The organism is Chitinophaga sp., from assembly GCF_035538455.1.
GTDB lineage: Bacteria > Bacteroidota > Bacteroidia > Chitinophagales > Chitinophagaceae > Chitinophaga.
In genome coordinates, this window is sequence record NZ_DATLKJ010000029.1 from 1 (window position 1) to 12,815 (window position 12,815).

General features: G+C 48.4%; 8 protein-coding genes. 6 read left to right on the plus strand and 2 right to left on the minus strand.

The features are described 5' to 3' along the window. A partial coding sequence (locus VM802_RS02810; RefSeq protein WP_325527751.1) for a M14 family metallopeptidase occupies positions 1-1,844 on the minus strand: 1,844 nt, incomplete at its 3' end. 68 nt (positions 1,845-1,912) lie between these two features. Here VM802_RS02810 and ggt point away from each other — a divergent pair. The 5 genes from ggt to VM802_RS02835 all read left to right on the plus strand — a co-directional run bounded on the left by ggt (position 1,913) and on the right by VM802_RS02835 (position 6,669). Next, entirely contained in the window at positions 1,913-3,619 is a 1,707-nt protein-coding gene (ggt, locus tag VM802_RS02815; protein ID WP_325527753.1) for a gamma-glutamyltransferase, read from the plus strand. A 139-nt stretch (positions 3,620-3,758) separates the two neighbouring features. Beyond that, positions 3,759-4,286: a DUF1572 family protein gene (locus tag VM802_RS02820; RefSeq protein ID WP_325527755.1), complete on the plus strand. Its 528-nt coding sequence runs from the start codon at positions 3,759-3,761 to the stop codon at positions 4,284-4,286. A gap of 5 nt (positions 4,287-4,291) precedes the next feature. Beyond that, positions 4,292-4,714: a hypothetical protein gene (locus VM802_RS02825; RefSeq protein WP_325527757.1), complete on the plus strand. Its 423-nt coding sequence runs from the start codon at positions 4,292-4,294 to the stop codon at positions 4,712-4,714. Positions 4,715-4,721: 7 nt separating this feature from the next. Next, on the plus strand, positions 4,722-5,774 hold the full coding sequence (locus VM802_RS02830; protein WP_325527759.1) for an aminotransferase class I/II-fold pyridoxal phosphate-dependent enzyme: 1,053 nt from the start codon (positions 4,722-4,724) through the stop codon (positions 5,772-5,774). 37 nt (positions 5,775-5,811) lie between these two features. Next, on the plus strand, positions 5,812-6,669 hold the full coding sequence (locus tag VM802_RS02835) for a TraB/GumN family protein (RefSeq protein ID WP_325527762.1): 858 nt from the start codon (positions 5,812-5,814) through the stop codon (positions 6,667-6,669). A gap of 55 nt (positions 6,670-6,724) precedes the next feature. Here the strand turns inward: VM802_RS02835 and VM802_RS02840 are convergent, their stop codons facing one another. Next, a complete protein-coding gene (locus VM802_RS02840) occupies positions 6,725-7,795 on the minus strand; it encodes an isoaspartyl peptidase/L-asparaginase family protein (protein ID WP_325527765.1) in 1,071 nt (356 codons plus the stop codon). Positions 7,796-7,940: 145 nt separating this feature from the next. Here VM802_RS02840 and VM802_RS02845 point away from each other — a divergent pair, with 145 nt between their 5' ends. Then, the gene (locus tag VM802_RS02845; protein ID WP_325527767.1) at positions 7,941-12,722 is read left to right on the plus strand and encodes a translocation/assembly module TamB domain-containing protein; all 4,782 of its coding nucleotides are present in this window, start codon (positions 7,941-7,943) and stop codon (positions 12,720-12,722) included. Positions 12,723-12,815: the final 93 nt, after the last annotated feature.

Below are 12,815 nucleotides of genomic sequence, written 5' to 3' on the forward strand. Positions count from 1 at the left end.
CCAAAGCCCAGAGAAGAAACATTATCTCCCGCTACCAGCAATATTTTGGGAGATTTGATGTACCTGATTTTATCGGAACCAAAGTCCATGCCTTTCTCTACAAAGCCCGAGGCCACTGCATCCAGTGAGATCTTAAAGCGATTGGCTTCTGTAGTTACAAAATTGTCGAACCACGCCCCCTTTGTAGTATTGCCAGTGCGTGTAATCACCAGCGTTCCTGCCGGGAATGCTTTGCCGCCAGCGGTAAAGGGGGTTTCGGTGAAACGTACTTTCACATGATTCTGTAACAACGCCGACAGGAATTTCACATCACGGATACTGTTCCACTTTGCCAGGTACGCATACGGCTGCTGGGCTACCAGCGGAGAATTATTCCGTACGGACGGAGAATCCGCTGCCGGCGTCAGTGGCTGTTTCACAGCATATGAAGGTAATCCGTATACGAATGGCAGTGCCCATGCGGTAATATCATAAGTAACAGAATCAGAAAGATGTGATATCGGCTCAAAGAGCACCCTTAACATATTGGAGCGGGGCTGGTAGGCATTGATCACGAGATCTTCCGGTTCGATAGAGAAGTTTTCGTTTTTGCCCGTAAAGTAATTATAGCCGGAAGCGCTGCCGGTGCGGGCGCCAAAGCCAAAGGTTATATTGTTCTTCCGCAGCAGATCCGCCAGTGTATTGAGCTTTTCTGTGTTGCCTGCAGCCTTTACCACATATGATTTGTAGCCGCCCTGTGGATCGCGTTTAGCATTCTCAAAGTAACGGGCATATTCATCCATGATCTTTGCAGCCTGCGTGGAGGCCACTTCTATCGTAGACATACTGGTAGTGAAATGGTGTGCAATACGGTCTGTCAGGGTAAGGGTATCACCATCCTGCTTCAGTACCGCCACGCCTGCACGCCCGCTGCCACCCTGCTCGTAAGTCATGCCGATAGCGCCGTTGTACATGGGATAAGTATCACCATAGCTGGGATAGAAAAGATCAAAGCGCTCTTTGGTGAAGTAAAGCCAACCTTGCTGGTCAAAATAACGGGCATTGTTTTTCCCGATCATCACCTGCACTTCCCGCTGCCAGGGCGTGATGGCATCGTGAAATGGTTCCGCAGCCGGCGCGAAGTAGTAAGGTGCCTCTATCTCCTGCTCGTGAAAATCAACGTGCACCTGCGGCATCCACTGGTTATAGCGGGCCACACGCTGCTGCGACTCCTGCTGTGTTTGCCATGCCCAGTCACGGTTCAGGTCAAAGTAATAGTGATTGGCTCTTCCTCCCGGCCAGGGCTCGCGGTGTTCGCGGGAATAGCGTGATATATCCGGCCTGCGGCTGCGCACAGGATTATAGAAATTAACGTAGCGTTCCCTTCCATCGGGATTCAGACATGGATCGATGATCACCACTGTGTTCTTCAACCACTGCTGCGTTTGTGCGTTACCGTTATTAACCAGCTCGTATAATGTTTTCATTGCTGCTTCTGTAGAAACGGCCTCATTGCCATGTACATTATAGCTGAGCCACACAATCACCGGTTGATGATTGTCGTGTGAGCCTTTGGCAAAAGAGAGGTCTTGGCTATTGCGCCGGATCTCATCGAGACGGCTGAAGTTAGCAGGATCGGTGACAATAGCCATCATCAGCGGGCGTCCTTCATAGGTGGTGCCATACTGCTCAAGCTTTACATTTTTGACAGATGCAGCCACCTGTCTGAAATAATCAACCACCTTATAATGTGGTGTAAACTGAGCGCCAGACGGGTAACCAAGAAACTGATCAGGTGAAGGAGCCTGGGCCTGCAAACGGATAAAGCCAAATAAACAAAAAGCCAGTAAAAGGGATCGGCACATATAAAGCAGATAGTTTGTTTACGTAAGATAGGGATTGTTTTCTTAATTTTAGAGGCAAACACCAGACCATGCGTTTCCTGATACTGATGGGGTTAGCAGTATGCTGCTGGCATACTACCCGAGCACAACGACTGACAGAACAACTAAGGCCTTATGACTACACGATCGATAAAGACATCAAAGTGTTGCATGGTGCAGTAGTATCGGCGCATCCGCTGGCAAGCCGTGCCGGCGCTATCATGCTGCAGCAAGGTGGCAACGCCGTGGATGCGGCAATTGCCACGCAACTGGCGCTGGCAGTAGTTTATCCTGGCGCTGGCAATATCGGCGGTGGCGGATTTATGGTAGCACACATGAGCAATGGCCGCAATATCGCGCTGGACTTCCGCGAAACAGCTCCCGCCAAAGCCAGCAGGGACATGTATCTCGATAACACCGGGCAGCCCGTTCCCGGACTAAGCGTTGACGGCCACCTCGCCGCAGGCATACCCGGTACGATAGCTGGGCTCTTTGCATCCATGAAATATGCAAAACTACCCTTCTCCAAACTGATAGCTCCAGCCATCCTCCTGGCTGAAAAAGGATTCGTGATCACAGCTGGAGAAGCAGACGGCCTCAATGCCTACAAAGCCGACTTTGAAAAACTCAACACCACGAAAACAGCCTTCGTAAAGGACCAGCCCTGGAAAGCAGGTGACACACTCGTACAGAAAGAACTGGCTCATACGCTGACGCTTATACGAAACAATGGCGCCGCAGGATTCTATGAAGGAGAAACAGCACGCAACATTGTAGCGGAAATGCAGCGCGGCAAAGGCATCATGACCCTCGCCGATCTCAAAAATTACAAAGTACGCGAACGCACACCACTCACCTTTAACTATAAAGGCTATACGATATTAACCATGCCCCTGCCTTCCAGCGGCGGCATCTGCCTGCAACAAATGATGGGCATGGTGGAAAACTATCCCATCTCTCAATGGGGCTTCCATTCACCCAAAGCCGTGCAGCTCATGATAGAAGTGGAAAGAAGAGCTTTTGCAGACAGAGCACAATATATGGGCGATCCCGATTTTGTGAAAGTACCCGTAGCAAAGCTGACAGATAAAAAATATCTGGCAGCCCGCATGCAGGACTTCATTCCCATGAAAGCCGGTTCCAGTCAGGATGTGAAGGCCGGCGTATTTCCTGAAAGTACCGAAACAACACACCTCAGCGTAATTGATGCAGATGGCAATGCCGTATCTGTTACCACCACACTCAATGGCCACTATGGTAGCAGAACAGTAGTTGGCAAGGCCGGCTTCTTATTAAATAACGAAATGGACGACTTCAGCGTTAAACCAGGCGTGCCTAATATGTACGGCCTCGTTGGTAACGAAGCCAATGCCATTGCTCCCGGCAAACGTATGCTCAGCTCCATGACACCTACCATCGTCCTGGAACAAAAGTATCCGGTGTATTCTTTCGGTACGCCCGGAGGTTCCACCATCATTACTTCCGTGTTCCAGACGCTGATGAACACTTTAGAATTCGGCCTCTCCCCTGCTGATGCGATTAACAAGCCTAAATTCCATCATCAGTGGCTGCCCGATGATGTAGCCGTGGAACAGGACTTTCCGGACAGTACCATACAGGCTTTGCAGGATATGGGTTACAAAGTAGTGAAACGCGCAAAGATAGGCCGCACCGAGATTATCAAAAGAGCACCCGCCACCCGCTTCCTGGATGCCTCCGGTGATAAACGCGGAGACGACAGCGCTGCAGGGTACTGAGATTTATTTATTTTTTCATGTGGTTATTTAGGTATTTAAAATGCAGCGGAGATTGATATTATGTGTTTGAATATAAAATAATATCCGCTGCATTTTAAATACCTAAATAACCATATAACCACATAAAAAAATTAAAATCATGTTCGCAACTACTTACCTCGATAGCATACGCAAACGGTTCCGCTCCTATCTCGACCTGGGCAGCAAAACCATAGAAAGGCTCACTGCCGAAGAACTGCACTGGCAGCCTGAAGGCGAGCCTAACAGCATCACGCACATCGTAAAGCATCTCCATGGTAATATGCTCTCCCGGTGGACAGATTTTCTCACCACTGATGGCGAAAAACCCAACCGTCATCGTGATGCTGAATTTGAAGATGATAAAAGCCTGTCGAAAGAGGCAGTAATAAAACTATGGAGCGAAGGATGGGATTGCCTGTTTAATGCAATAGATAACCTGAAGGAAGAAGACCTGGAAAAAACAATATACGTCCGCAGTGAGCCGCACTCCGTGATCGATGCCATCAACCGCCAGCTGGCTCACATTCCCTATCACGTAGGGCAAATTGTATATATCGGCAAAATGATCAAAAAAGACGGATGGCAAAGCCTGTCGATTCCCAAAGGGCAATCGGACGCATATAACCGCGAAAAAATGGGTAAGTAATAAACATGAAAATACGTATATACATTACAGTTATAACAGCCTGTATATTCCTCGCCGCCTGTAATACCAACAGGACCAACCAGCTCCTGATACACAAGAAATGGCGGGTGTATGATGTGAAAGTTCCTCCGGGTGATCCGTTCAACAATACGCAGCATATCCAGGCAAAGGACCTGAAGAACGGCTACTACAGCGACGTCTACTATCAGTTTCTTGACAACAACGTGTTTGTGGCCACCATTGCCGGAAAGCCTGATTCAGGCAAATATTTCCTGCTCAGCAACGGCAAAGTGATCTCTGTAACGGCATCCAACGGATCCCGCGCAGCAGAAAACCTCGTAACCGTTGAAAGATTGGATGAAGAACACTTCGACATGAATGTTATTTCCGGAGATTTTCATTTTATCCTGTGTACCAAAAAAGAATAACTACCCTATGCTTCATACCGATATCACTCCAGGCAGAACAGTTAACATTGATGGAAGAAATTGCCTCTTCTTTTCGGGCTTTTCCTACCTTGGTCTGCACCAACAGCCGGAGTTCAAAAAGAATATCGCTGCTGGCATTGAGCAATACGGAGCCCTCTTTCCTTCATCCAGAGCCGGTAACCTGCGGCTCACGCTGTACGAGGAGATAGAGCATGCCCTCAGCACACTGATGGAGCAGCAGGCTGCCGTTGTGTTTTCCTCCGGCTATCTGGCCGCACAGGCAGCCGTACATTACGCTGCCACACGCGGACAAATCCTGTATGCACCGGATGCGCATCCTTCCCTGTGGCATCACAATCCGGCCCTTCCCACCCTGGACCGCGATGCATGGATAAAGGAAACAGTAACCAAAGTCAATCAACAACCAGATAATACTTACGTGATCGTTACCGATGCCGTGAACCCGCTTACCGGCACTGTACACGGTTTCAACTGGCTGCCCGACATCCGGCGCAAAGTACTGCTGTTAATAGATGACTCCCACGGTATCGGTATCCTGGGGCCTGACGGTCAGGGGTGTGCGCATTTCCTGCCAGGGACAGACTATGTGCGATGCCTGATTACTACTTCACTGGCAAAGGCGTATAGCCTCGAAGGGGGCGTAGTGGCCGGTTGCGCAGCAGATATTGCGGCATTGAAGAAAACCACGTTCTTTACCGCCAGCACACCGCTGATGCCTGCCAATGCATACGCCTGGCTGCAATCCACCGAACTGGTAAAGAAGATGAGAACCGTATTACAACAAAACATTGCTTATCTGCTGCACTTAGTGGCCGGTACCACCGTGCATAATCCGCATGCATTGCCTATGTTTGTACTCCCGGAAAAGGAAGGCCAGGCTTCTATTGCAGCCTACCTGGCTGAAAGAGATGTCATCATCTCCAGCTTCGCCTACCCATTTCCGCATAGCAGACCCGTAAACAGAGCAGTAGTATCTGCATTGCATCTGCAGAAAGATATGACAACATTGCACCTGTTCCTGAAGGAATTCGGTCTCTGATCAGCAAACAATCACTCATTCATCCCAAAAACATGTTATGTCATCATTCTCAAAGATCATCACACTATTGCTATCTGTCCTACTGTTACAGGTGAATTCCCAGGCTCAATCGCTGCTCTGGAAAGTATCAGGGAAAGGACTCGCACAACCCTCCTATCTGTATGGCACACATCATATGCTTTGCAAGGGTGATCTGACTTTTGCGCCAGCCGTAAAGGAAAAGCTGTCGAAAATGAGTAAGGTATATTTCGAAATCGACATGTCGGACCCCTCTATGATAGCCAAAATGCAACCGCTGCTCCTGATGCCCGGTGGTTATTCGTTCAAGGCGCTCTTCGATAGCACGGATTATAAATTGCTGAATAACATCATAAAGACTAACTATGGAATGGACCTGCAGTTCCTGGATAACGCCAAACCCATGCTCGTGATGAGTATGCTGATACCGCTCATGATGCCCTGTAAGGAACAGGTATCCTGCGAAAAGGAGCTGACCTCCCTTTCAAAGAACCTGCATAAGCCCATTGGCGGGCTGGAAACGGTAGAAAGCCAGATAGCCATCTTCGATAGCATTCCTGATAAGACAGAAGCAAAGATGATCATGGAAATGTTGAAGGATTCTGCCAACACCAACAAAGAATTCAGAGCCATGAGTGCGGCCTATAAAGCCCAGGATCTTGATAAAGTATACCAGTCCGTCATGTCATCTCCTGATATGAAAGGCTTTGCGGGTCTTCTTTTGTTTGACCGCAACGCAAAGTGGATTCCAAAAATAGAAGCGCAGATGAAGAAAAGTCCGGCATTCTTCGCTGTGGGCGCAGGTCACCTGGGGGGAGATAAAGGTGTGATAGCCCTGTTAAGGAAGAAAGGCTATAAGGTAGAACCAGTGAAGTAATTTTGAGATTTAGGAATTTAGGAACTTAAAATTCCTAAATTCCTAAATCTCAAAATCATTTATATATCGCCACGGTGATCTTACCGTCAGCTGTTACAGATCCACGGTACATACCGGCTGTATTGAAAGGCATGGCAATGTTACCGTCTTTATCAATGGCGATCAGGCCGCCATCCCCGCCCAGTGCGGGTACCTTCTTCATGATCATTTCGTCAGCAGCCTGTTGTACAGACCACCCTTTATATTCCATCAGGTCACTTACCGATTTGGCCACTACCAGGCGGATGAAGTACTCGCCCCAACCCGTGCAGGAGATAGCGCAGGTAGCATTGTTGGCATAAGTGCCGCCACCGATGATAGGGGAATCACCTACACGTCCGAACTTCTTATTGGTCATGCCTCCCGTGGAGGTGGCCGCCGCCAGGTTCCCCTGCTTGTCTAACGCTACCGCACCTACGGTGCCAAACTTATGGTCCCTGTTTTCTACACCCAACCGGGCAGCGGACTTATGCACAACAGAATCGTGATCCAGCTGCATCTTGGTCGAGTCCGCAGCTTTCACCTGTTGCAGCGCTTTCCATCGGTCTTCTGTATAAAAGTAGGAGGGGTCTACAATCTCCAGTCCTGCCTGCTTTGCAAATTTCTCTGCCCCAGCGCCGATCATCATCACGTGCTGCGACTTCTCCATCACAGCCCGCGCAGCAGTGATCGGATTCTTGATCACCGTAACGCTGGCCACAGCACCGGCTTCCAGGGTCTTGCCATTCATGATGGCGGCATCCATTTCATTCCTGCCCTCATTAGTAAACACTGCGCCCTTTCCCGCATTGAACAAAGGCGAGTCTTCCATCACACGCACTGCGGCAGTAACGGCGTCCAGGCTCGAACCTCCGCTTTTCAGAATACTATAGCCAGCCTGCAATGCTGCCGTAAGCGCTTCCTGGTAAGCCTTCTCCTTTTCAGGTGTCATCTTTGATTTGAGAATCGTACCTGCGCCTCCGTGGATCACTAACATGTATTTAGGTTGATGTAAGGAAGAATCTCCCATGTGGTCCGCTGCCATGGCGGATTTGAAAAAACAGCACAGGAGTGCCGACGCTACTACCGGCAAGAGCTTTCTGAGCATAAAAATCATTTTGGCATAAATTTAATGTTATTTGTCTTTTCCCACCAGGTAATTACGGCCGACTGCCAACTATTAATTATTTTTGCCGGATAAAATTTGTAGCCTGAAAAAAGTACGGAAAATATTATCTGTAGTACTATTGTGTTTGTTAGGTCTGATCATTCTGATAGGGATACTGGTAAATATTCCTGCAGTACAGAATTTACTCATTCATGAAGTTACTAACAGATTATCGCAGAATCTTAATACACGTGTAGAGATTAAACACGTAACCCTGCGCCTGTTCAACAGCATGAACCTCGAGGGTACGCTTATTGAAGATCACCATAAGGATACCCTGTTGTATGCAGGCAGCCTGAAGGTTCGCATTACCGACTGGTTCTTCTTTCAGGAGAAACCAGTGATAAAATTTATCGGACTGGACAACGCACAGATAAACCTGCATCGGCATCGTAATGATTCGCTGTGGAACTATCATTTCCTGGAAGAAGCATTCGGCACCACCAGCCCTTCCGCCACTCCCCAGCAAGCCAAACCCTTGTCGCTGGATCTCAAGAAAATAGATCTCCGCAATATTAAGATCCGCCAGATCGATGAATGGGTAGGTGAAGACATGCGCGCTTCCGCCAAACGCATCTACATCGATGCCAAAAACCTCGACCTTAAAAGACATAATATCGACATACAGGAAATACTGCTGGTAAAACCGTCCTACATCATCAGCAGCTATTCTTCCTCTCCCCACCGGCACAAACGGAAATCCTCCGCTACAGCCAGCCCTGTGCCGGATACCTCCAAAGTACCGGAGCTGCGCTGGAACAACGATAACTGGAAACTGGTCGTAAAAGACATCAACATAAAAGACGGCCTGTTCGGAGTAGATCAACCTGAAGACAGCACCAAAATAGAAGAAGGCTATTTCGCACCACATCATATCCGCTTCAGTAATATCAACCTGTCACTCTCCAACACCAGCCTGGTGAAGGACAGCGTAATCGGGGATCTTACGCTCAGCACCAAAGAGCGGTCCGGCTTTGAAGTGAAAAAGATGACCTGCCGCTTCAAGATGTCGCCGGTGGAAATGGAGTTCTCCCACCTCGATCTTTACACCAACCGCAGTCATATCGGCGACTACTACACCATGCAGTATTCAGATATCAGCGATATGAATGCCTACATCGACGACGTGTTCATGCAGGCCCGCTTTAAAGACTGTAAGCTGTCGTCTGATGATATTGCTTTCTTTGCCCCCCCGCTTTCCACCTGGAAAAAGGAGATTACGCTCAGTGGCAAGGCCCGTGGACCTGTCAGCAACCTGAAAGCCGCTGAAATTGAACTGCAGGCCGGTAATACCACACGCCTCAAAGGTAGCCTGGAAATGCGCGGCCTCCCGGATATTAATGAAACATTCATAGATTTCCACGCAGACGAACTGGTTACCACCGGTGCAGATGTCATGCAGATCATGCCTGTTGTGAAAGATGTGAATGCCATCAGGATGGATCGCCTCACCGCTATCCGCTTCCAGGGAAGCTATACAGGCTTCATCAATGACTTTGTAGCCTATGGTGAATTCCAGACCAACCTGGGAAAGGTAAGCTCCGACCTGAACTTCAAGACAAACCGCGATGTGCCCGTATATTCAGGTAGCCTCGTCACTACCAACTTCAACCTCGGCGCCCTGATAGATAATAGTAATATCTCCACCCTGTCTGCCAAAGCGAAGATCAACGGAGAAGGCTTTAATTTCAAAACACTGAAAGCCAGCCTGGATGCAGATGTACAGGAAATCGGCCTCTATGGCTATAACTACCGTAACATCATCACCAAAGGAGAAATGAGCCGCAAGTTCTTCAACGGCTCCCTGAACGCCAAGGATCCCAACCTGGATATGGACTTTGCAGGTACGATCGATTTCAATGAAGCACTGCCAATATTCAAATTCAATTCAGAAATCAGGAAAGGTGATCTGAAAGCACTGCGCCTCACGGAAGACTCCATCACATTACAAGCCAAACTGGACCTGAACTTCGCCGGTAGCAACATCGACAACTTCGATGGGGTGGCGCGCATGTACGAAGTATCCGTATTCAAAGACAACAAACGGCTGGAGTTTGACTCCCTTACCGTTTCCACCCATCTCCAGGACAATATCAAAGTGCTCAGCCTCGAAGGAAGTGAAGTAAGCGGTTATGTAAAAGGATCCTATAAACTGATGGAATTACCGGATGCATTTAAGCTGCTGCTCAATAAGTATTATCCCAGCTTCTTCCCCCCTCCGGCCAATACTAATATCCGCGAAGACTTTTCTTTCGCGTTCCAGTTTGGGCAAGTAGGAAAATTGCTGAAAGGATTTACAAAAGATTTCTCTGGCTTTGACCAGACCGCTATACAAGGAACGCTTAATACCATCAATGGCGGTAACCTGGCGCTGAACGTCAGTATACCCGAAGCAGCCTTCCAGCATTATCATATACAGGATTTGCAGTTGAAAGGAGAAGGTAACTTCAACAAAGTAAACATCAGTACCAGCATCGGCAAAGTGCTCAACGGCACCAATCCCGTTCTCCAGAACCCTTTGATACTGGCCAGTTCCAGCCACGACACCTCCTTTGTAAAAGTCGACCTGCAGGCAGAGGACACCTCCTCACTGGATGGTTTCTACGCCCGTGTGGTAACAGTGCCTGAAGGCGTAAAGGTCAATTTCCTCAACAGCGCATTCACCGTAAACGAACGCCAGTGGAATGTTACACCCGGTAATGAAATATACTGGAGCAAACATTTCCTCACCGTAAAAAATCTCCGGGTTACACGCAACGACCAGAGCATTACCGTAGAAACGAATGAATTCAATCCCGATGAGTCCAAATTTATCGTCACACTCAAAAACCTGAACCTCGCTGATGTAATACCCGCCCAGCTGATTACCACCCGCATAGAAGGTGTTACTGACGGCACCATTCATATCACCGATCCTACACAGGATCTGAACGTGAATGCAGCCCTGAGAACAAGGGAGCTGCGTATCGACAACGACTCTATCGGTATACTGAATATCGACGGCGGCTATCATCATAAATCCGGTACCGTCAACTTCGCTGTGCAATCTGATAATGCAGGGAAAAGCTTCCTGGCGCAAGGTAATGTCGGGGTATTTGCACCCAACAACAACATCAGTGCCACACTGGATCTGAACAGCATGTCCATCAATCTGCTGAGCAAATATCTCACAGGATATGTTACAGATCTTACCGGAGCCGTCAGTGGTAAAGTGAACATCACCGGTACCACATCCCAGCCATCAGTCAAGGGTACATTGCAGCTTGACACCGTGGCCGTGACCGTGGATTACCTGGGTACGCGATTTAAAATTCCGCAGCTCAAGGTGAATATGGATGATAATCTCATCGAATTCGGCAACTTCACCATTATCGATAAATACAATACCAAAGGTACCGCCAGCGGATATATCAGTCATGATCATTTCGACAAACTGAATTTTGACTTCAATGTCACCGGAAGAAACTTCCTTTTCCTGAATACCACTTCCGCTGATAATGATCTGTTTTATGGAGATGTTATTGCAGACGGAAAAGTCTATTTTTCCGGCCCTCTCAACGATCTGCAACTGCATGTACTGGCACGCCCTGTAAAGGGAACACATTTCTATCTGCCCATGTCCGACAGCAAGGATATAGGTAAATACGATTACATCAACTTCAAAACCTACGGCACCGAGATAAAAGAATCAAAGAAGAAAAAAGACAACACCAGACTGACGGTGAAGCTGGACATCGCCGCCAATCCTGATGCACAGATCGACGTGATCCTCGATGCCTCCACCGGCGACATCATTTCTGCCAATGGTACCGGCAACCTCCAGATCATTGCCACCACTCAGGGCGATTTCAATATGTTCGGTAACTACGAAATCAATAACGGATCTTACAACTTCACCTTCCAACGCCTCACCAGCTGGAAGTTCGATATAGAGAAAAACAGTAGCATCACCTGGAATGGCGACCCGCAGGAAGCTAAGGTGAATATCACAGCTAAGTACTCACTGCCTAAAGTGAGCCTGTACAACCTTTTGGGGCAAGCCGCCACAGTGGCTTCCAACGACAAACTCGCCACCCGCACGGAAAAAGTGGATGTAGTGATTAACCTCCGCGGCGCCCTCATGAAGCCAGACATTGCCTATGCCATTGAACTGCCCGAAGTAGGAAGCCTTTCCTATGAAAGTGGTGTGGCCGCAAAACTGAAAGAGATCAATAACGATCAGAATAAAGCATTACTGCAGATGTACGGCCTGCTGCTCTTTAATCAATTCCTGCCCGACGATGCATCTACCAGCGGCGCCAACGTGGGCATCACTGGTAAAAACAGTGTGGGCCAGGCACTATCGGCCCAGGCTTCTGCCATCCTGAACAATATTACCGGTGCCCTGCTGAAGGGCAGTGGTATCGGTGTGAATGTAAACTACCGCGCCTATAACGTGGGAGGGCCTCAGGACAACTCTTCCGTAGATCGCAACCAGGTGAGCGCCGGCATTACCAGTACTCTGTTCAACAACCGGTTCCGGCTCTACGCTGGTGGCGATTATGACTGGGGCAAAACTGCAACATCCGCTAATACCAACCGGTTTGCCGGCGACTTCCGCATTGAATACCTCCTCACCCCTGACGGTCGTTTCCGTATCAACGCCTTCAGCAAAACTGATTACGACGTATATAACCTTAACAACCGTACAAAATCTGGCGTAGGCATCTCCTATGTACGTGAGTTCAACCGCTTTAGTGAATTGTTCAGCAACACCCATGTAAAACGTACACCGCTGTTAGACTCACTACATAAGGCAATGGGCCCTGCCCTGCCTCCCGAGGACTCCTTGAAGAAAAATCCCCCCAGGGATACCATTAAACAGTGATCGTTTACATTTCTAATGGACAATTATACCATTTCATAAAAACAAAAAACCCGTTAAGAATAATTCACTTAACGGGTTTTTTGTTTTTATAAA